Here is a 22,471-nt window from a genome sequence, read left to right as displayed (position 1 = left end):
TCATATGTGCTGTTATTGATTAAAAAAACACCTAATTAATTATCTTAAAAAGAATTGACGACTGTAATTCCTGATGAACTATTTTCATGCATCTTTGGTAAGTGAACAGGCACTTCTTGAAGGGAAATGGTTTTTGTGATCATATTCCCTAAATTAATTCCTGCCTTGTCTATAAAATTAAACATTTCCGGATATTTATGAGCTTGCATCCCATGGCTTCCAAGAATTTCCAATTCGTTTGCCACAATATTTGCCATAGGTATTGGAGGCGCAGCATGTGATTCTGTCATTAATCCAATCTGAATATGTTTACCTCGTTTTCTAAGGCCCATTATAGAATTAATACAGGTAATACTATGCCCTAATGCATCTACGGAGACGTGTACACCGCCACCGCTAAGTTCTTTTACGGCTTGCACAACATTGGTCGTAGCTGCGTTAATAGTATAGTCAGCACCCAGATCTTTTGCCAGGTTGCATTTTTGCACGTTAATATCTATGGCAATGACTTTGGCTCCAATACCCTTTGCAATTTGAATCACTGAAAGCCCTACTCCACCGCATCCATGTACTGCAATGGTTTGATCTGAAGTCAATTTTCCCTGCTCTCTAACACCCCTGTATGCCGTAATAAATCTACAACCCAATCCTGCAGCTTCAAGGAAGTTCATATTGGCAGGTAATTCTACCAAATTTATATCAGCATAATCAATTGCGACATATTCAGCAAAAGAACCCCAGGCTGTAAACCCCGGTTGAAACTGAAAGTTACAGACTTGTTGATTACCTTCGAGGCAATAGGTACAGGATCCACATCCTCCTACAAAAGGGACGGTGACCCTTTGGCCTGCCCTCCAGTTTTTAACCTTTTTGCCTACACTCATTATAGTTCCGGCCAGTTCATGACCAGGAACGTGTGGCAAAACAATATCCGGATCATGCCCCATCCAGCCATGCCAATCACTAAGGCATAAACCACTGGCTTCTACCTTAATAACTACACCAAACTCTGAGGGGTTCGGATCAATGACATTTGCAATTGAAATTGGTCCTTGAAATGCATTATATAAAGCAACTTTCATAATTGTAAATAAAAGAAAAACCAGAATTTTTAATTCATGGAATTACTGACTATTACAACCGAAAATAATGATTTTCGCCAATTAAAAAGAATGGAATTTACAATTATTGATAAGGGTTATCTGAAGGTAATCAATAAAAAAGGCGGAATAGTGATATTCCGCCTTTCGGACTTAACCACTGTTCCTTATGGCACAGGAACCAAATCAAAGTCTTGAATTATTTTATTCCCCGCCACAATAGTTACTTCTTCAATAATTTGCGTTTCATAACCGTCCAGTTCTACCATCACATCATATGAACCTGCATTAAGACCCATTATAGTATAATTACCGTTCTCATCTGTAGCGCCAGTCTTAAAAGGTTCTTCTTCCATGGTTCCTGTCTCATAGACATATAACATCGCATTCTCCAGCCCAACTATCTCGTCATTGTCCATCTTTGTTGAAACCAATCCTGATAGTGTACCAGCAAAAGACATATTACTTGCCTTAATAACAGGTTTAAAATTAAACCCGGTAATACCAGAAATGTTATCGATATTTCCTTTGGGTATAAAAGATCTGCTTACGTCAAAGTCTAACAGCAGATCTGAACTTATCTCCCCACTTACATTAATAGAAGGTTTTACAAACACCTTTATACCTGTTTGTTCTCCGCTCGGAACCTTTAAGTCAAAGGTTCTGCCGTCATTAAGAACAACATTAACCCCTTTGACGTAAATTCGGATAAGATCATATGAACCTGCAGGAACCTCAATATCTGCTAATGTCTCGGTAATTCCATTAGTTAGGTTTAACAGATTAAAATCCCTTTCTTCTTCCATTAAAACTATAAAAGAATTGCCTTCATCATCATTATTCTCGTCACCTTCCATTGAATCCCCTTTATAACGCGCATCTACTTTAAAAATAGTAACATTGGCCTCAGAGATCATATCATAGGGAAATGGTGCATCCGTTAAATGCACTGTAAGTCTTCCCATGGTTGCTTCGTTGTTCAAGTCTTCAGAACATCCTAAAAAAAATAGTGATGCCAGAACGATAAAAGAGGATAAAAGTTTAATTTTCATGGGGGATATCATTTAGGGTTCGTAGTATTATGTTAGAATTATTTTCAGGTAATCCACATCATTTTAAAGTGCTAATTTCCTGATTTTAAAAAGAAGAATTACGATTTTAGCCATTTTTTCGATGTAATACATGACAGGTCCAACTTAATTAATGCTTCTTTTAATACTACCAATGATATATCTATAATACTGTTTATCAGTATTTTAATCTTGCGATTCGCATATTTCTTTTTAGGTATTTTACCCGGGAGGATCAGAAAACCAAAAAGAGCGCAAATAGCGCTCTTTTAAGGGTTTTTTTTGGATTGGTTGATTTACTTTGCCTCGAGCACCTTGGTACTTATATAGGAACTAGACCTGACTATCTTTCCATCTTCATCAAAGTCGTGAATATATAATGCTGGGAGAATTATTTTTTTCCCGTCAGCTTTTCTTATCATTCTGAATTTCCACCAGGATTGCACGGCTCTTGCATCTCTCAGATCGTATTCAAGGTAGTCCGGATAACCTACAACATCTATGCTCGTAATTTCAAAATCTTCCATGATCTTATTGTTTCTCGCTTTTACTTCTTCAAGGCTCATGGTTTCACCATCCGGCAACTCTAAAGAATTAAAGCGGGCATCTTCTTTAAAAAAGCTGTAGGCAGTTTCAAGGTCCATGTTTTCAAATGCGTTCATCATTTTCCGAACTGAATTGATATTGTCATGATGGTTGTATATAGTGCCGTTTTTTCTGTCTTCAAAACTTTGACCGATTTCCCAGAAAACACGCTCATTATAATAATTGATCATGGTTTCTATTTTGTTATCGTCATTCAATTTAAACAGCCTGTGAGTTGGCATATCAATTTTTACTCCGGTTGTATTATGCATTGCCTTTAAGTGGTTCCAGGTCTGTACCCAGGTGCCACCATCTTTATATTCAATAGCGTCGGGATAAGCACCACTTGTAGGTTTAAAAGAAACATAGGATAGGTTTTCTTTCCAATAATTGGCCTGATCTATAAACTGTTCTTTAGAGTTTCCTTTGTTATCTTTATTAATGCCTGTGCCATTATAGGCTTTAAAATCTTCAGCGAGGTATGATGCCACCTTATCAGCATCTCCCGCAAAGAAAGCCTCGAGCATATCATTGACTATACCAATAGCAGGGTGTTCATTAAATACCTTGCCGTTGTTTTTCTTTTGAGAATAACCCATAGTTGCTAAAAGCATTAGGGCAGTAAAAAATACATTTTTCATATTTATCTGTTAAATGGTTAATGGCTGCGAATTAAAAAAATCCATTTAAGATCACCAACCCAAAACGGACGAACATACCTATTTTATGTCCCAGTATGGCAGTTTACTGATCGAAAGTAAAAATCGACCCCGTTTTTTAATAATTTAGTTTGTTATTCCCTATGGAAAAATTGATCTATAATTGGCACATAATTGTTATCTTCTGCACTAATTAAACATTACTTATTGTATAATGGAAACACAGCCAACCAACAGTAAGAAATTTGGAACATTTGCAGGTGTATTCACGCCCACACTTTTAACTATTCTAGGCGTAATTATGTACCTGAGAATGGGTTGGGTGGTAGGCAATGCAGGTCTTCTGGGTGCCTGGTTAATAATTATTGTATCGTTTCTTATTACCCTGACTACGGCCTTATCCATGTCGGCGATTACAACCAATATACGCATTGGTGCCGGTGGTGCCTACGCCATAATTTCCCAGGCATTGGGGCTGGAAGTAGGTGGAAGCCTAGGCATTCCACGTTATATTTCACAAGGTTTGGCGGTAACTATGTATATCTTCGGTTTCAGAGAAGGATGGCTTGGTATATTTCCTCATCATATCCCGTTTTTGATTGATATTATTGTTTTTGGAATTTTATTAACTATAGCCTACATCAGTGCTGATCTGGCTATCAAAACCCAGTTCTTAATTATAGGTATTATTATTCTTTCTCTAATATCTATAGTTATTGCGGCATATTATGGTTCTATGACCATTCCAACGGAAGATGCCATCAGATGGGGTAATTTTAAAGGTTCACCGGAAAATGATTTTGGTGGCAGTGGTTTCTGGATTGTATTCGCAGTATTCTTTCCTGCTTCCACCGGTATTATGGCAGGGGCCAATATGTCCGGGGAGTTAAAAAACCCTAATAAAAGTATTCCTTTTGGTACTTTATGGGCAATTGGGATTAGTTTTGTAATCTATATGGTTTTGGCCTTCTGGCTAGCACGCTCAGCCACGGAACAGGAACTGATCTCCAATTATAATATCATAATTGATAAGTCTTATTTTGGACCCTTAATAATTGCAGGTATCCTTGGCGCCACCTTCTCTTCTGCCCTGGCCTCTCTTGTTGGCTCTTCACGTATTCTTTTTGCAATGGGGGAACATCGGGTATTGCCCTATGGTAAATTTCTTGCAGGCCAAAGTGCAAACGGGCAGCCAAGAAATGCTATGTTGGTCACAGGCATAATGATTTTTATTACCATGTTGCTTCGTGATCTGAATGCGGTGGCTCCTCTTGTAACGCTATTTTTTCTGATTACCTATGCAATGATCAATGTTGTTGTAATTATTGAACAAAATTTAGGGTTAATAAGTTACCGCCCGTTGTTTAAGATCAATAAATGGGTTCCATGGGTAGGGTTGGCATCCTCTGTAATGGCAATGTTTATTATTAACCCGACGATAAGCCTTATTTCAATAAGTATTGTTTTTGTAGTCTATTGGTTTTTATCACGCCAACATATCGAAACCCCTTTTGAAGATGTTAGATCGGGCCTTTTTGTTTCATTTGCAGAATGGGCGGCCAAGCATACATGGGGCATGAAAACCATGCAGCAAAGGGCATGGAAACCAAATTTGATGGTCCCGGTAAGAGATGTTGTTGGTGCTAAAGGTAATTTTCAGTTTTTAAGGAATATTGCCAAACCTAAAGGATCGATAAAACTCCTGGGGATAGAATCAAATAAAGCAAACACAAAATTGGCTGAGGAACTTGCTTCTCTTTCGGAAGCATTTAGAATTAAAGATGTTTTCTCTTCCTGGACGGTAATTAATACAGATGATTTTGCCAAAGGGGTTAATTATGGCAATCAGGCTTTAAAAGGAGCTTTTTTTAGACCTAATGTTGTTTTTTTAAACCTACAGCAACATGACAATTACGAGACAGAGATCAGGCCTGTTATAAAAGAATGTATCCGCTTAGAAATTGGTGTTTTACTATACTCTTCTCATCCAACAGCATTATTAGGCAGAAGAAATATGATTAATGTATGGGTAAGTGACCGAACTGACAATTGGGATATAGGATGGGATATTGGTAATTTAGATTTGTCGATCCTAATTGCATATAAACTTAAAAAAAATTGGGATGCTACTATTCGGTTGATTATTGTTATTAAAGATGAAAAAGAAAGAGAGAATGCCCATAAATTCCTGAAATTGTTAATTAACCTGGCCCGATTACCCGAAACACTTACTGAAGTTCGGGTAGGAAATTTCAAGGATACTGTGGCAAATGCACCTTCGGCCGATCTTAATATTTTTGGTATGGAAGAAAATTTAAAATTTGAATTTGTAAAGGAAATGACTATAAGTACTAACAGTTCCTGTCTTTTTGTTAAAGATTCCGGCCATGAAAGTATACTTGCTTAAATATTCCTCCTAGTAATTTTTCTAATTTCCATCAGAACTTTCCATTAACTCATATCCCTGATTTACACCTTTCTCCATGGCAGGAACGCCACGATCCATCCATACTGGTATTGGAGCGCCTTTTAAATAATGATCGAAAAACTGAGCCATTCGAATATTAAAATCTTTACGATTTTGCAATTTTAGGGGCCAGTGTGGTTCTCCATTATAATTGAGAAACCAGGAAGGTTTACCCAATCGCCTTAAACTTACAAAGAATTCTATGCCCTGATACCAAGGTACAGCACCATCCGCGTCATTGTGCATAATTAAAAGAGGGGTATTAATCTTATCAATATTAAAGATGGGTGAGTTCTCCATATACCGGAAGGGGTATTCCCAAGGAGTTCCTCCTATCCTACTCTGTGTATGTTCATATTGAAACTGTCTGCTTAAGCCGGTCGACCATCGGATTCCCCCATAAGCACTTATCATATTCGGAACTGGAGCTCCTGCCTCAGCTGCTTTAAAAATATCTGTTTTGGTCACCAGATAAGCTATTTGATATCCTCCCCAGCTATGACCCTGTACCCCAATATTATCCTTATCAACAAAACCTTTTTCTATTAAGGATGTAATTCCGGGAATTACACAGTTATATGCGCTTTCTCCGGGATAACCAATGCGATAGTGTACATCGGGGTTAAAAATCAGATAGCCCCGACTGGCATAAAAGCTATAATTAATTGTAGAACGCCCAGGGATTGGAGCTCTGTGATAATTTAACCTATCGGCACTTTTTTCATAAAAATTAACGATCATTGGATATTTTTTTGAAGGGTCAAAATTTTCTGGCTTTACCAACATTCCTGTCAAAGCTTCACCATCCAGAGAGGTCCAGTTAACCAATTCAATCGTACCCCAGTTATATTCATTTTGCCGGGGATTTGCATCGGATACTATCTTTACATTTTTAAAGCTGAGATCAGAATAACGAATATCTGGAAACTCTTTGAATGATTCTCTGGTGTAGATAAGTGCATCATCCAATTCCGCCTTTATTGGATTTGTAAAGCGAAACGGCCCTTTAAGTAATGTTTTTAACCTATTATCCCCAGGATTAAACTCTGCGTAGCCTCCACTCTTATCAGTTTCCTTAAAAGTAGTGAATAACCATTTTTTATTGGTGTCTATAAACTTCACTTCTTTGTCCAGAGATACATAACGAAATCTGGTTTTAGATTCCCTGCCATTTGTTAAACGCTCCGATAAACCGGTGTTAGGGTCAAATTTCCAAACATCATATCGGTCATACAGAAGTAAAGCGTTGTCATTTTCAGTCCAACCGGCTGCACCATAAGGTTCCGGGGGGCTGGGTGAATCATGTAATTCATCATAAAAGACTTTATCCTTGGTCAAATTCAAAAAAGTGTCTCGTTCAATATTATAAACAAACCAGGTTTCCGCTGTAGAATTATATCCGTAAACAAATCTACCTTCCGGGCTTAAATTTACTTTTCCCGCAACTTTGGTAAGTACTTCTTTCAACTCACCTGTATTGGTATTTATAATGGCATAATCCCGTGCCCTTCTGCCAGTCCATTGCCGTTCAAGGTCATAGGGCTCCGATCTGTTTATCAAAGCATACTTTGCATTTCCTTCATCTCCCAGTTCGACTTCCGGAAATGTTTCCGAACCCAGTTGTACAATCCTGAGATCTTCTTTTAGGTGTACTACGGATTCGAATGACTGGATAGTATCACTTTTAAGCTGCAATTCTTGGACAGTATATAGCCTGGGCTCATTATATGTCCATACTTCAACATTAACAATTTCGTCTTCTGTAAGCAGTGTATCCTTGATAATAGGTGGTTTTAACAAGCCAAAAAACAATTTCGACTCATCTTCTGAAAATACCAGCTCTGCGTTGGAAGATGGATGGTATGCATTGGGAGTCATAGAAGCGTCGGCTACTTTTTGAGCCTTGTCCTGCCCTTTAGTCCATAGATATAGTTCAGTTGGTCTTACCTGAACTTTTGTAGTATCCTTATCAACAATAAAACCCAGATTATTTCCAGATTCACTAAAATTTAACTGATAATACTTTCCTTTTTTAGCAGTATGAACTTGTTTCAGGCTGGCTTTTTCCAAATCCAGTATATAAACCCCGGAATTATCTTTTTTGTCTTCTCCTGAAGAGGCGAATGCTAATTGCTTACCTTCTTTGGCAAAGACATAATCTGTAACAAACTTAAAGGTATCCTTTTGCCCCGTTTGTATATCCTGAACCAGCAGGTGATAGCCATTCTTTTTTCCAACCTTTTTCTCTTTATCCTTAACATCTTTGTCCTTATCTTCTGTAGTATCCTTTACTTTCTTTATTTCCTCCAATTGATAAGCTAGATAGCCAGTCCATTTTTCAGGTAATTTATACGACTTTATATGGCCTATTTTTGTTAGCGAATTATTCTTTAAATCTAATATCCCCAGACTGTCTTTTGGCAAATCTTTCTTTTTGATTTTACGGCTTTTCATGGCCAGCACGCTATCTCTCCAGGCAGTAATGGTAAAAACAGCATAGTTAGAATCATAGGTAAACCCACCTTTTGAGCCCCGGTCATATTCAAAGACAATATTTGCCTTATTATCCTTTATTTTCAAATACTGATCCGCTTCTCCCCTTTCAAGGGAATACATGATAAAATTACCATCCGGGGAAATAGACTTGTTTTTTATAGAATTCCAGATTTCAAAATCTGCATGATCTAAAATCTTCTTTTGAGCAAGAATTATAGAACAGGAAAATAGCAGCAACGCAGCAAGAATTACCTTCATAATTTGGTTTAATTTTGAAGCTTAAATATACTAGGAAAATTCTTTTATAAAATTCATGGATCAAGTTTTCCCGAAATTGTACTTCAATGCTTAATAATTGTTTTTATAAAGTGCGACTATTATAGTTTTACAGCCGAAAATTGTCGGATTAGATTAAAAAGTTGAACAGCACCCTTTGAAGTAGTAATGTTTTAATATCTTTAATTCTCAGAATTTAATAGTGGAACACAAAGTGTTGTAATTGCAAATTAAAATGAAAGCCACTCTTATAGCAGCAGATACCTTAGAATCTTATTTTCAACCTTTTCGAAAACAGGTTGTTGGCATAGATCAAACTTTTGAATCGCCTTTTGGGATCAAAAAAATAATTTATGCGGATTGGATTGCCAGTGGAAGACTATACCGTCCAATTGAAGAAAAGTTGCTTAATGAAATTGGGCCATTTGTAGCTAATACACATACGGAAACTTCTGTTACCGGGTCTGCTATGACTCTGGCTTACAAAGAAGCCCGTACTATTATTAAAGAACACGTAAACGCTTCAGAGGAAGATGTCCTAATAACTGTCGGGACAGGAATGACAGGAGCCATAAATAAATTTCAAAGAATTTTAGGATTAAAGGTAGCAGAAAATCTCAAAGCGCATACAAAGGTACCCGAAGCCATTAAACCGATAGTTTTTATTTCTCACATGGAGCACCATTCAAATCAAACTTCATGGTTAGAAACTATAGCGAAGGTAGAGGTAATCCCTTGCAATTCTGAAGGTCTTATTTGTTTTGATAGTTTTCGGGAACTACTCGTGAAATATGAGCAACATCCAATTAAAATTGCATCTGTTACAGCCTGCTCAAATGTGACCGGTATTATTACAGATTATTTTGAGGTAGCAAAACTTATTCATAGTTATAATGGCTTATGTTTTGTAGACTTTGCATGCTCCGCGCCTTATGTATCAATTGATATGCACCCAAAAGACAAAGAGGCCTATTTGGATGCTATCTTCTTTTCCCCGCATAAATTTTTAGGCGGCCCAGGAGCTTCAGGGGTTCTCATTTTTAATAAAAAATTATATAAAAATCTGATTCCGGATAATCCCGGTGGCGGAACGGTGGCCTATACAAACCCATGGGGAGACCATGACTATATAGACGATATTGAAACCAGAGAAGACGGAGGTACTCCAGGTTTTCTGCAGACCATAAAAACTGCTTTGGCCATACGGCTAAAGGAACAAATGGGAACAGAAAATATATTGGCTAGGGAACATCAGATTATTGACCGAATATTTAAAAAATTATCAAATATTCAAAATATACATATACTAGCCCAAAGGCACAAAGACCGATTAGGGGTATTCTCATTTTTTATAGATGATGCCCATTATAATTTGATTGTTAAATTACTCAATGACCGATATGGAGTGCAGACCCGAGGCGGATGTTCCTGTGCAGGAACATACGGCCATTATTTATTAAATGTTGACCTGTCTACTTCAAAAGCCATAGAACAAAAAATACTGGAAGGTTGCCTCATTGAAAGGCCAGGTTGGGTGCGCATGTCTGTACACCCGATAATGACTGATAAGGAAATAGATTTAATTTGTGAGGCTGTAAAGCAAGTTGCTTTGCATCATAAAGAATGGGGAAAGGATTATGAGTATGATAGCCTAAAGAATGAATTTATATATAAGGATAAAGAACCTGCAGAAAAGGCCATTACAGCTGAATGGTTTAATATTAAATAAAACTGAGCAGGATTCTCATTTATTAATTGAAACCTACTCAGTTTCAGCACTAAGTCAGACTTAGCAGATGTTCAGGTTGATCCTTGTTTAGGCTATGTTAAACCAATTCTTCTTCTTCTTTCTTTTTTATGGTTTCCACATACTTGTCAATTAAGTCCGGTACTTTTTCAAAAGCGGCGGCCAAACCATGAGCTTTTCCTGCTTCTAGGAAAGAGATTTCATCTCCTTTGGTTACCAAAAAACCTAATGGTTCAATTCCTACCCCGGCTCCGGCACCCATTCCCTGCCCTTTTTTTGCTTTTGCTTCCATACCTTCTCCTCCTCCTGATCCAAATCCCATACCTACTTTAATAACAGGTACACATTTAAATTCTCCTAATTGAAATTGTTCGCCAACAACAGTTTCAGTTTTTGCTTCAGTTTTGATAAAATCTGTGATTTTACCTAAAAATTCTTCAAAATGTAATTCCATGATAAATTTTTTAAAAGTTAATAAATGATTTTATAATGTTTATAGGCCTGCTTTGCAGGTGTAAAACCATGTTCACTCTGCCTTCAAAATTTACTTGAAAAGTGCCTACATGGTGATTCAATAAAGCAAATGCAGGATACAATTTTGCGTTTTGTATACAATTACCGGTATCTATATCTAGTATTAATTTCTTGACTTTAAATGATTTTATTACTTGCAGTCCTCTTTTAAAGTTTGACTTAAAATTTCGCATCTTCCTGGATTTTGCCTCAACTTTTTTCTTCTGTTCCTTTTTCTTTTTTCTTAATGGATAGAAGTAAAATCGGGTAAATAGGGTATTTAGCTTAATTCGCAAGAATTCTTTTTCATGTCCTTCTAAGGCGACTTTAGCCAAACCCCAAATTCGCATAAAGTATTGGTTTTTAGTACTATTTATAACAATATCCATAGGAACAAATAATAGATACAGTATAAGTAAAAATAAAAGTATACCGAAAAAGGCCCAGAGCATCGTTTAATGTTTATGCAAAGGAAATACAAAGCGTATTTTTTGGCAATGATTTGAATCATTCCAAAGCACTATCTCTTAAAAAATTTGACAATCAATTTTTTCTGTGGATGATCATAGGGAAAACTTATGTAAACCTGCATAAGTGTCAATTTAAAATAACTACATCGCCTGATCCAGTAGTGATAAATAATTATTTTATGAGTTGGATTTAAAATAGCCCTTTTCGGACAGAAGATTCTTAACATTATACCAAAAAACTTTCATGACGAAATTTGATTTTTCTGAACTAGTTGAAATCTCTAAAAGAGAGCTCTTAATTTCTTGGACTTCGCTATTCAAGTGGGCATTTAGGGGATCGTGATAAAAGGCCATTGCCCATTCATTGAACGTCCGTAAATTCGTTTGACCCTCTGAAAGTATGCTAAAATGATCATGGCGATCATCCAGCTCAATCTTATTAAGTAAGGTCATTACAAGCTGCTTTTCTCCCTCAAGAATCTGAAGGAAGTGCCCGTTATTATATATCAGACAACCTGTTATGTCATGAGCAGTATTATATTGTGTTGCCTGTGTAATGATTTCTTCAATTTCTGAAATGGAAAGCCCCGGCTTAGCTACCGAGCTGTATGTTATCTGAAAAACCATATTGCGGTGTACTGTTTGTAAATCCTGTTAATTATTTAAAGCTTTATATTTTTTGTTAAGTTAGGGAATCATCGCCGTATCTCCATGTTTGCAGCCGTTTTCCGATTAATCTTATAGAGCGCAGAACTATTTTTAGCTATTTATATCACAGGGAATAAGAGACGAAGCAGCATAGTCTATTTTTTAAGTTATCTAATATAACTACCCGCATTAACATCTATGGTAGACCCGGTTGCGTGATCCATCTGTCCACTGCACATAAGTACTACCAGAGGGGCTATATCTTCAGGAGTGGTTAGCTCTTTTAATGCCAGTTCCTTAAGTATCTTTTCTTCTCCGTGTTTACCAATTGCATCTTCCGCCATTTCTGTTCGGGTGAATCCCGGGGCTATAACAAAAGATTTGATATTGTATTTGCCAAAAGATCGGGCCACTGTTCGCGCAAGGGATGTGAGTCCGCCTTTAGAGGCTGCATATGCCAGATATTCCTCCGTTTCACCGCGGAATGCAGCCCTGCTGCCAATGTATACGAATCTTCCCCCTCCATGATCTTTAAAGTGTTCTATACCTAATTTGGTTAATAATCCAACCGCTTCAAGATTAATAGCCATTGTTTTTCGCCAGATATCAAGCCATTTCTCTGTGGGATCATCTATCGGATGTGGTAAAAATATGCCGGCATTCAGAATAATAGTATCTAAATTTCCAAATTGACTAATTGTATTCTTAAAAAGCTGTTGCACCTGATCTATATGGCCGAGGTCTGCTTGAAATGTTTCCGAAAAAGGATATTTAACTTTTATTTTATTTGCCTCAGCACTGCTTTTATTATAATGGATTCCTACTTGGGCATTCGCTTTAAGCAAATGAATAGCAATTGACTTCCCTATGCCTTTGGATGCCCCGGTGACCAAAATATTTTGCCCTTTTAGATTCATAGTAAATTGTGAGATTTAAAAGTGAAAGTATTGAGAATCTAATACAATTCCAATTTTTCCCTGCTGCCTTCAATATCCTTATTTTCGCCATTGTCGAAGTTTACTTCTTTATGTACAAGAAGGTAACAAGGCTATGCATACTTTTTTTCAACATATATGGTTTCGGCATTCTGTAATAAGTAATTCAAAGAATGAAGATTCAGAGTATTAAATGAAAATTTGGCTGTAATTTTGCACAAATGCTCAAGTATTATGAATAAGAATATCGTTCACCTCCTCTATGACTATTTAATTGAACTGGGAATCTCAGAATCATTTGCAAGATATTTAAATCTCGTTGGGTTAATTCTGGCGATGCTATTTTTAGTAGGTATTCTTGACTTCATTATAAAAAGGGTTATCCGAAAAACCTCTATTTTTTTTGCTCGCAAAACCAAAACCAATTTAGACGACATTGCCATAACTAATAAACTGCCAAGTCGTTTAGCACATATCTTCCCTCTCCTTTTAGCCTTGGAACTTATCCCCGTTGTTTTTACCGACTTTGAATATTTAGGTAGTATGGTTTTGAAAGTTGGTGCGATTATAGGTATTATTCTGATATTGAACATTGTAGAAAGCATTTTACGAAGCTTGCGGGATTACCTCAAGAAACGACCTGGCTATAGTGACAAGCCTATTGATAGTTATATACAAGTCTTTATGATAATTGGTTGGATACTTGCCATACTGACCATTTTTGCTATTATTACCGATACTACAATTTGGAAGTTTGTAACGGCTTTAGGAGCCGCCTCAGCAGTTTTATTATTGTTATTCAAAGACACTATACTTGGCCTGGTTGCAAGTATTCAGGTAAGCATGAACGATATGGTAAGGATTGGGGATTGGATCACTTTTGATAAATACGGGGCCGATGGCGACCTAATAGAAATTAGTCTGGCTACGGTCAAAATTCAGAATTTTGATAAGACAATCACAACAATACCCACTTATGCCTTAATCACAGACTCTTTTAAAAATTGGAGAGGGATGCAGGAATCCGGTGGTCGACGCATAAAACGAGCATTAATTATTAAGCAGAAGAATATAAAATTTTTAACAGATAAAGAAATTGAAAAACTAAAAAAAATTCAACTTATAAGTAATTATTTGAATTTGAGAAATGAAAAAATTACAAATTATAATCAGGAAAATAATATTGATAAAACGCTTCTTCTGAATGGCCAAAATCTCACCAATATTGGTGTTTTTAGAAAATATATTGATTCTTACCTGAATAATCACAGCGCTTTGAATACGAAAATGACAATGATGACCAGACAACTCGCACCAACTCCACAAGGCATTCCTATAGAGATCTATGTCTTTAGCAGTGACAAACGATGGCAAAACTATGAATATATAATGTCGGATATTTTTGATCATTTGTTGGCTGCAGTTTCCTATTTTGATCTCGAAGTATATGAATTACCCACTTCACTCCAAAAGGATGATGCCTAGGGCTAATAAAAATGCTGTAGGCTTTAAAGAATTGGTTAGGACAACTCAGTGCTAAAAAACCAAATCTATAGATGCAATATCAAGTGAACGGGAATATTTGTCTATCTTGTTTATCCAAAAAAAATGCTGTGTATAAAAAAGTACTCTTCCTGGGCTTGCTGTTTACAATGGTATATGGGTATACTCAGGACAAGACAATAAAAATAATTAGCGAAGATATTCCTAACCGGATCGCATTTTATGCCATTAATGAAAATGAACAGGACCTTGATGTGATGTTTACCTTATCCGGAACTAATTTTAGGCAAAGCAGTGCTAGGCCAAGGTTTATAAGGGTTCCTGCTACTTCAAAAGTACATATGAAGACTATAGTCCTGATAAGAGGTAAGCAACCTTCCTTCAGTTATGACTTAAAAGTCAACGATAGTCTTTCAACCAGATCATTACTTAAGGAATCTGAACAAATCAAGATTAAGCCACCTAAACAAATAACCGTTTATATCCCTGATATATGTGAACAATGTGATAGTCTGGTAATTCCATTGAGTGAAAGTAAGTACATTTTCAACCTTATTAAACTCGATGAAAAACCAGAATTGCAGGAGCAACTACAAAAAGCATTTGGGAGAGAATCATCAATAGATTCAATGAATACTCCTATCGTAAATCTCGCCGGCAAACTATATACTAATTTGATTACCTATGAGCTGTTAATAGAAGAAATTAACAAGGATTAAAATTTCATCTGACTTTAGGATCAAAAAAAGATTGTTAGATCTAAAAAATGAAAAACACTAAATCTCTGGTCTGCCTTTAAGTCGTTTTTCCAGCTTTTTCTTAAGAACTGTTAAACGCTTCATTAGTTCCATTAAAGATGAGTCTTGCGTCTGCTTGTAGAGCTCATTTATTTCCAATATGAGTGCTTTTACTTCTCTTGAAGCAACAATGCGGTCATTTGTCGTAAGCTTATTCCACTTACGTTCTTCAAACAAACGCGCTTTGTCAATTATATCCATAGTAATTAAATTCTTGTTTATTAGAAGGAAAAAATGCAATTCCTTACACTATAATTAGCCTCTATGCCTTTTGTATTTTAATTAATCTTTAAAGCAAAACAGGACTACAATAATAGCAAGTTATTATAATATTATTACTGCGAAGCTATTTTTCAGAAATAAATTTATAAATTCTATTATATTGTCTAATATGTTTAACATATGTTTAAACATATTTTTTTAAGTTTTTAATACATTCAGTGGATTTTTTAAAAAAATCTCAGGGAAGCTGTCAAAAATAGTTTTTTAAGAAGTTTCGCCCATTTTTAGACATTAGCCTTGCTATAATTTCATCCGCATCCAGTACATTCTTAATGTTTTCCAGATTATGAGCCCCCATATAATTATATGCGTGGCGCTCCAGGAAATCTGCCAGATAAGGCAATTCTTCAGCAGTCCAGAACCCGTTTAGTGAATCTATTATACCGTCAAAATCGGAACCAATTACCATACAATCCCAGGCAAAGAGGCCTTCAGTATCTAATACTTCCGCAATATGTTGTATCTGATTCCACAATAATTCTGAGCGGTAATGCATTATTTTATTTCGCTTCAAGGAATTCTTGGTCTTCTTCAGAGTTTTTTTATTAACAATTCTGCGCTCATCCAGTTGCAGCCCGATTATGCCTTTACTTTTTGCAATGCGTATGATCTCTTCGTCGAAAAAATTTATGGAAACCGGATTTAGTTTGTTCGCAGTTTTGGGATGGGCTATAACAGGATCGTCAAAGGATTTCAGACCGTTACAGGCCGCGTGACTGCCGATTACCGGGATATTTGCAAATTTTGGGTTTCCAGAATCCAACAGCTGGTAGTATTCTTTTCTAGCCTGAATACTCATATGTTTAATATCCGGTATAATTCGTTTGCCATTAGTATCGTCAACAAGACGTTCCAATACTTTCCTTCCCATGGAGGTAAATCCACTGTTGAGTCCTTCGGACTGGTCTGCAAATTTCAATATGATCCCCGATAAACTTTCAGAATGTCCGCATAATTGATTCCAGAAGTGATGCGCGATGGTCACGAAAAAAGGGCGAAATTCCCAATTTTTAATCTTTTCCAGATTTTCTAATATTTCTTCACTGCTAAATGGCTGCTTTAAGCCAGTGTTGAGCACATGCAAGCCTTCTATACTTAATATTACACAAATGGTATGCACTTTTCCACCGGAAGCATTTTGATTCTTAATAGCCTCAATTTCCTTGTAATTTGAAACTAATTTGTAACGAAACTTGCCTTCGGGAAGTTGTACTATCTTAGCATCCAATTGCTTGTAAAAGTCATATTGAGCTTCAACATCCTTAAAATAATCGGTTATTTCCTGTAAATAATCTATGCGCTTATCCCCTACTCCCAAGGCAAAATTGGCTGTAAGATCCAGCAATAATTCATTGTTCATTTTGTTTCTCACAAACCATTTTTCTAATGGGTAAAGCGAGACACATACAATACCTACCCCGCCCTTGACAAGGCTTGTAAAGTTTGCCTGGGAAAACTTGGTAAGCCCGGTGGCGTAGTTTAATAATTTATCGAAAATTGATGGAGGGTTATAATGCCAGATACTTCGTTTGCTATTCCTATGGCTAATATGAATTCCAGTAGGAGTATAATTGAAGCTTTTCCCAAATGGTTTTAAGGAAGGATGACAATGAAAATCAATATACTCATCATTAAAATGCATTTCTGCCTATAATTATGGTGCAATAAAATTTACCTACAATAAAATACTATATTTTATTCTGTTGCAAAAGAATAATGTATCAATTACCAGATATCGAGTATGATCGGTTGATACTTTGAGCCCTTTTATTTAAGCATTTATGAACCTGAAATTAGAATTGGGACTTAAAAAAACCATACCGCCTGAAATATTGCGATATGGTTTATTTAAAACTTGTGCTGTTTAATTTTTAACCAGGTTTGCCTGAATATTATTAGGAACAGCTTTAAAAGCGGAAAAGGCTGAATTGAACGTGGCCTTTCCTTGCGTTAGTGACCGCAAGTTGGTTGAATACCCGTAAAGTTCGGATTGTGGCACGGCACACTTTAGAATCTGATAGTGATCAATACTGTCTATTCCTTGTATGATTGACCTTCTTGATTGTAAGTCGGTCATAACACTTCCTACCATTTCTTCAGGAACCTTAACAGTTAATTCCTGAATTGGTTCCAAGAGCTTTGGCTTGGCATTTAGAAAAGCTTCCCTAAAGGCATGGGCTCCGGCAATCTTAAAGGCAATATCGTTGGAGTCTACGGAATGCATTTTACCATCGTATACCATTACGCGAACATCCCGGATATATGAGCCTGTAAGTGGTCCCGATTCCATAACCTCCAAAATGCCTTTTTTAATGGATGGTAAATAGCGGATATCTATTACTCCTCCCACAATACAGTTATAGAATACCAATTTACCTCCCCAGTCAAGGTCAACTTCTTCCTTTCCTCTTATGTTAAAACCTTCCGGATCTGGCATACCCTCGTACCATGGTTCTATTTTTAAATTCACCTGAGCAAACTGACCTGCACCTCCTGATTGTTTTTTATGCCTGTAATTAGCATTTGATGATCTTTGTATGGTTTCTCTATAGGCAATTTTTGGGGGTTCGAAGTTTGCTTCAACCCCATAAACATTGGTTAATATCCATTTAATCGTTGCTAAATGTAATTCTCCCTGACAACCCAAAATCAGTTGTTTTAGTTCCTTGGAAAATTCAATTACTACGGTTGGATCCTGACTGTGAATCTTCTTTAAAGCATCGCTAAGTTTCTCCTCCTCATTCTTGTTGACCGCTGATACCGCCTTACGTGTTCTGGGTTCCGGGTATTGTATAGGTTTAATAGTAATTGACTTCCCAGCCACATGAAGCGTGTCATTGGTTTCTGTACTTTTAAGTTTTAATGTGGCTCCAATATCACCTACTTCCAATTTTGATACTGATTCACGTTTTTTACCATCCATTATATAGAGATGGTTCAGTATTTCAGTATCACCAGTTCTGGAATTAACCAATTTATCATTTGCCTTAACAACACCTGATTTCACTTTAAAAAATGAGATCTGACCCAAACTGGGTTGATAAACAGTTTTAAAAACAAACAAAACTGTTGGTGCTTCTTTTTTTCGAACCAACACATCTCCTTCAACAGTTTGTTCCGGGTTTAAATCTGCAGCAGCTGGTGCTACATTATCTATAAAGCCCATAAGCCTTCCGGTACCCATATCATTTAATGCAGAAACACAGAAAACCGGAAACAGCTCATGATTAAGCATTCCTGCTTTAATACCTACCCGCATTTCATCCTCATTTAGAGTTCCTTTCTCAAAAAACAACTCCAATAATTCTTCATCATTCTCCGCAGCTTTTTCAACAAGTTCATTGTGTAATTGATCTGCTCTTTCCTTTTGATCTTCAGGAATTGGTAATTTTTCAGGTTTACCTCCTTCAGGTGAAAATTTATAACATTTCATCTTAAGAACATCAATGATACACTGAGCGCCATCAATGATTAGGGGATATTGGATAATTACCGCGTTGTTACCAACGAGTGCCTTTATACCCTTAAAAGAGTTCTCGAAATTACTATTAATATGGTCTATTTGATTTACCACAAAAAGAGTAGGTTTCGAATAGTTGCTGACATAATTCCAAATGATTTCAGTTCCAATTTCTACTCCATGCTGTGCATTTAAAACTGTAACAATTGTATCCGCTACCCGAATTGACGAAATAATTTCACCCACAAAATCATCGAGCCCGGGAGTGTCTATTATGTTTATTTTGTAATTACGCCATTCGGTATGCAAAGGTGTGGCATAAACCGATGTTCCTCTTTCATGTTCAATTTCATGATAATCTGAGACGGTATTCTGTGTTTCTACAGTTCCTCTCCTATTAATAAGACCGGCCTCGAAGAGCATGGTTTCCGAAAGAGTTGTTTTGCCACTATTATGAGCCCCTACGAATACTACATTCTTAATGTGTTTGTCATCATATATTTTCATATGTCCTTGTTTTTGGGAATAAAATCATAAATCTAATATGGATATAAAATATAGCATATGACTTTTGTTAGGTTTTGGTACGAATGGTTTCTACAATATAAGTTTTAATTGCTTTTTATCCTTAAGATTTTTGTCTTTTTTCCAATAATCTCTCCAATATGACAATTTATTGATAAATAACATAAATAGTATCATTTTTACATAAAAAGCAGTATATGAGGCATATAGCGATATTTTAACGACAATGGTAAAAACATAATCTGTTAAAAAATGTATAAAACGGTACTATTTTATACATAGTACTGTAACAAATGAATTTAATTGTCGTCTATTAGTTGTAGGTCTTTAAGATTTACAGTTTATAAAAAGTAAAAACAAACAATATCAATTTAAAAACTTAAACGATGAGAAATTTTAACAATCAAACACCAACAGGATCAAGAAGGTATTCATTCTTTTCCAATTTTAAAAACAGCAAAAGAGTACGCTGGTCAGAAGCTAGAAACTATATCAATTAATATTAATATCAAAAACGAACAAATCATGAGGCATTTTATCAAACAAACACCAACAGAATCCAGAAGACATACGTTCTTTTCAAATTTTAAAAACAGTAAAAGAGTGCGCTGGTCAGAAGTACGACACTATACTATATAAGAATTATAGATAGAAAAATAGTAAGTAATCAAAATATTAAATATCAAAGAAATGAGAAATTTATTGCACCATTCACCAACAGATTCAAGGAGGTTTTCATACTTCTCTAATTTTAAGGACAGTAAAAGAGTACGTTGGACAGAAAGCAGAAATTATGTACGGTAAGAGCAAGCGAGTAACTGGCCCGATGAAGCCAGCAGAGATTTAAGCAAGGAGGTAATAGAAATTAACCTCCTTTTTTTATGACCTATTTTAGCTTATTTATTCTTTCTTGTCAGTGGAACAAATCTTACAGCCATAACTTCCTTGGTTTTAATCTTACCAGATTTTTTTGTGATTAGAAGCAATTGCCTTATTCCATTGTGAGGTCCAACAGGAATAATCATCCTCCCTCCTTCTTTTAACTGTTTTATTAATGGTTCAGGTACTTCCTCCGCACCGGCCGTAACTATTATTGCGTCAAAAGGTCCTTTCTCCGGCCAACCAAGGTATCCATCGCCGGTTTTTACTTCAATATTGCCATACCCTAATGCTGAAAGTCTATTTTTTGCTGTAAAAGCTAATGCTTCAACAATTTCTATGGTGTATACAGTATCTACGATTTGTCCTAATATAGCTGCCTGGTATCCGGATCCGGTGCCTACTTCCAAAACCCGGTCGTGATCTTTTAGTTTTAAGACCTGAGTCATATAAGCAACTATATAGGGCTGTGAAATGGTTTGGTCCATTCCTATGGGTAACGGATTATCCGAATAAGCATATGGCTTCATCTCCGGTGGTACAAATTCATGTCTGGGAACATTCCGAATTGCTTTTATAGTAGCCGGATCACTTATATCTCTTGCCAACAACTGCTCCTTTATCATGTTTTCCCTCAATTGTTTATGATCTATTTGGCCGTGGCCTAATATGACAAACAGATAAATTATACCAAGAGCAATTGATTTAAATAGCGTTGCATTTTTAAGTATTATTGTCATTGCGTTCCATTATGATAAGATGGCATCTACAGTAATTAGCAGAATTATTAAAAGGTATTTTATGTAATAATTTACTCCTTTAATGGTTTTAAATACCCACTATAATTTATAGAAGACCTGGAGCTACTTATTACTTTTACAGTGGTCTGCCCACTGGAGCCCACAGTAAGTGTAATATCGTGGCGCTCATTGCTGCTGCGTATACCTATTTTAATGATTGATCTTCTTTTTTTATCAATATGTTCTACATCATATTTATCCGGAACCCCTTTATAAGTTATGCGCGGATTACTATTGTATCCACCATCTCCTCTCGCTGATCCAAAAAATGGTAAATCTATATCAACCTCTCCTTCTTTAACTATAAAACGATTTGTATTTGTTGCAAGCGACATTCCACCATTAACAAAGCTTGCATTGAATATATAGGTGCCGGAATCTATAAGGCTTTTGGTATCTGCAAACGCAACATTTTTTTGGTCTTCTTTTTTTTGTTTCTTTTCTTCTTTAGTTTGTGCTATCAAATTAACTGAGAACAGCATCAAAATTATTGAGTTAATAAGTATGTTTTTCATAGTAATTGTTTAGCAAGACGATATATTTTTCCTTTATACAATGTAGTAAAAGCATTCATGATTCAGGAAGAACCCCGACCATTACCCATATCATTTTATCCGGGTCTTCTTCCCAATAACCAAGGTCTTTTTCTATTGCGATCACCTCAAAACCGGCCTCTTTCAATTCATTTTCAACATATTTTGGTGCGATTGTATGCCCCAAGGTTTGCTCTTGTCTGGATTTTCCAATCTTTTGTCGTTTTAGTTTTTCCAGAATTAAGATACGTCCATCTGGTTTTAATGCTTTTTTTACATGAAAAAGGATTTGCTTGTAGTCATTCATTTCATGGTAGGCATCTATAATTAAAACAACATCTATGCTATTCTCCTCTAATTTAGGATCGTCATAGTCTCCTAAAATAGTTTGGATATTCCTGATACCTCTTTTAGAGGCAATATCATTTAGTTTGTTTAAACGATCCTCCCGAACATCTACGGAATATACTTTTCCGGTCTCACCAATAAAATCTGCAAGTCGAATGCTTATATAGCCCTCATGACAGCCAATATCCGCAACTTCGTTACCAACCTGTATGCTGGCTATTTGGAATATTTCCGCAACTTTCATCCATTTATCACGAGCCTTCCAATCACTCTCGGAATATTGGCTATGTATATCAGGGATGATCAATAAAATTAAAAGAAAGCCTATGTTAATTGCTCTGGAATACATCATTAAAAGATACTATTTTCAAAGATAAA

18 protein-coding genes are annotated in these 22,471 nt (G+C 36.1%); 4 read left to right on the top strand and 14 right to left on the bottom strand.

Annotation, left to right across the window (positions count from 1 at the left end; translation table 11 throughout):
• Window positions 1-44: 44 nt before the first annotated feature.
• The 3 genes from Q0874_RS09575 to Q0874_RS09565 form a co-directional block, all read right to left on the bottom strand.
• Window positions 45-1,082, bottom strand: coding sequence for a zinc-dependent alcohol dehydrogenase family protein (locus Q0874_RS09575; protein WP_299162362.1), 1,038 nt, complete (start codon window positions 1,080-1,082; stop codon window positions 45-47).
• Between the two features lie 185 nt (window positions 1,083-1,267).
• Complete coding sequence (locus Q0874_RS09570; protein ID WP_299162360.1) at window positions 1,268-2,152, bottom strand: DUF4382 domain-containing protein; 885 nt, start codon at window positions 2,150-2,152, stop codon at window positions 1,268-1,270.
• A 314-nt stretch (window positions 2,153-2,466) separates the two neighbouring features.
• On the bottom strand, window positions 2,467-3,396 hold the full coding sequence (locus Q0874_RS09565; protein WP_299162358.1) for a nuclear transport factor 2 family protein: 930 nt from the start codon (window positions 3,394-3,396) through the stop codon (window positions 2,467-2,469).
• 232 nt (window positions 3,397-3,628) lie between these two features.
• Here Q0874_RS09565 and Q0874_RS09560 point away from each other — a divergent pair, with 232 nt between their 5' ends.
• A complete protein-coding gene (locus tag Q0874_RS09560; RefSeq protein WP_299162355.1) occupies window positions 3,629-5,821 on the top strand; it encodes an amino acid permease in 2,193 nt (730 codons plus the stop codon).
• Window positions 5,822-5,842: 21 nt separating this feature from the next.
• Here the strand turns inward: Q0874_RS09560 and Q0874_RS09555 are convergent, their stop codons facing one another.
• Window positions 5,843-8,635, bottom strand: coding sequence for a prolyl oligopeptidase family serine peptidase (locus Q0874_RS09555; RefSeq protein ID WP_299162352.1), 2,793 nt, complete (start codon window positions 8,633-8,635; stop codon window positions 5,843-5,845).
• 253 nt (window positions 8,636-8,888) lie between these two features.
• On the opposite strand from Q0874_RS09555, the gene Q0874_RS09550 reads away from it, so the two are divergent.
• Window positions 8,889-10,382, top strand: a complete 1,494-nt coding sequence (locus tag Q0874_RS09550) for an aminotransferase class V-fold PLP-dependent enzyme (RefSeq protein WP_299162350.1) — start codon at window positions 8,889-8,891, stop codon at window positions 10,380-10,382.
• Between the two features lie 97 nt (window positions 10,383-10,479).
• Here Q0874_RS09550 and Q0874_RS09545 read toward each other — a convergent pair whose 3' ends face one another.
• The 4 genes from Q0874_RS09545 to Q0874_RS09530 form a co-directional block, all read right to left on the bottom strand.
• Complete coding sequence (locus Q0874_RS09545) at window positions 10,480-10,854, bottom strand: GerW family sporulation protein (protein ID WP_299162347.1); 375 nt, start codon at window positions 10,852-10,854, stop codon at window positions 10,480-10,482.
• A 10-nt stretch (window positions 10,855-10,864) separates the two neighbouring features.
• Entirely contained in the window at window positions 10,865-11,302 is a 438-nt protein-coding gene (locus Q0874_RS09540; protein ID WP_299162344.1) for a hypothetical protein, read from the bottom strand.
• A gap of 258 nt (window positions 11,303-11,560) precedes the next feature.
• Window positions 11,561-12,010, bottom strand: coding sequence for a BLUF domain-containing protein (locus Q0874_RS09535; RefSeq protein WP_299162341.1), 450 nt, complete (start codon window positions 12,008-12,010; stop codon window positions 11,561-11,563).
• 188 nt (window positions 12,011-12,198) lie between these two features.
• Complete coding sequence (locus Q0874_RS09530; RefSeq protein ID WP_299162339.1) at window positions 12,199-12,948, bottom strand: SDR family NAD(P)-dependent oxidoreductase; 750 nt, start codon at window positions 12,946-12,948, stop codon at window positions 12,199-12,201.
• A 252-nt stretch (window positions 12,949-13,200) separates the two neighbouring features.
• Between Q0874_RS09530 and Q0874_RS09525 the strand changes: the two genes are divergently transcribed.
• Both Q0874_RS09525 and Q0874_RS09520 read left to right on the top strand, forming a co-directional pair.
• Entirely contained in the window at window positions 13,201-14,451 is a 1,251-nt protein-coding gene (locus Q0874_RS09525; RefSeq protein WP_299162336.1) for a mechanosensitive ion channel domain-containing protein, read from the top strand.
• Window positions 14,452-14,579: 128 nt separating this feature from the next.
• Window positions 14,580-15,188, top strand: a complete 609-nt coding sequence (locus Q0874_RS09520; RefSeq protein WP_299162334.1) for a hypothetical protein — start codon at window positions 14,580-14,582, stop codon at window positions 15,186-15,188.
• A gap of 57 nt (window positions 15,189-15,245) precedes the next feature.
• On the opposite strand, the gene Q0874_RS09515 is transcribed toward Q0874_RS09520, so the two are convergent.
• From Q0874_RS09515 to Q0874_RS09490, 6 genes are all read right to left on the bottom strand, one after another.
• Window positions 15,246-15,467: a hypothetical protein gene (locus Q0874_RS09515; protein WP_299162332.1), complete on the bottom strand. Its 222-nt coding sequence runs from the start codon at window positions 15,465-15,467 to the stop codon at window positions 15,246-15,248.
• Window positions 15,468-15,738: 271 nt separating this feature from the next.
• The gene (locus Q0874_RS09510; protein WP_299162329.1) at window positions 15,739-17,190 is read right to left on the bottom strand and encodes a membrane dipeptidase; all 1,452 of its coding nucleotides are present in this window, start codon (window positions 17,188-17,190) and stop codon (window positions 15,739-15,741) included.
• 222 nt (window positions 17,191-17,412) lie between these two features.
• Entirely contained in the window at window positions 17,413-19,515 is a 2,103-nt protein-coding gene (locus Q0874_RS09505) for a translation factor GTPase family protein (RefSeq protein ID WP_299162326.1), read from the bottom strand.
• 914 nt (window positions 19,516-20,429) lie between these two features.
• Window positions 20,430-21,152, bottom strand: a complete 723-nt coding sequence (locus tag Q0874_RS09500; RefSeq protein WP_299162323.1) for a protein-L-isoaspartate(D-aspartate) O-methyltransferase — start codon at window positions 21,150-21,152, stop codon at window positions 20,430-20,432.
• A gap of 71 nt (window positions 21,153-21,223) precedes the next feature.
• Entirely contained in the window at window positions 21,224-21,727 is a 504-nt protein-coding gene (locus Q0874_RS09495; protein WP_299162320.1) for a DUF4251 domain-containing protein, read from the bottom strand.
• Between the two features lie 55 nt (window positions 21,728-21,782).
• Window positions 21,783-22,445, bottom strand: coding sequence for a class I SAM-dependent methyltransferase (locus Q0874_RS09490; protein ID WP_299162317.1), 663 nt, complete (start codon window positions 22,443-22,445; stop codon window positions 21,783-21,785).
• Between the last annotated feature and the right edge of the window lie 26 nt (window positions 22,446-22,471).

The sequence above is a fragment of the uncultured Eudoraea sp. genome, assembly GCF_947490415.1.
Taxonomy (GTDB): domain Bacteria; phylum Bacteroidota; class Bacteroidia; order Flavobacteriales; family Flavobacteriaceae; genus Eudoraea.
This window is presented reverse-complemented; position numbering and strand designations above follow the sequence as displayed.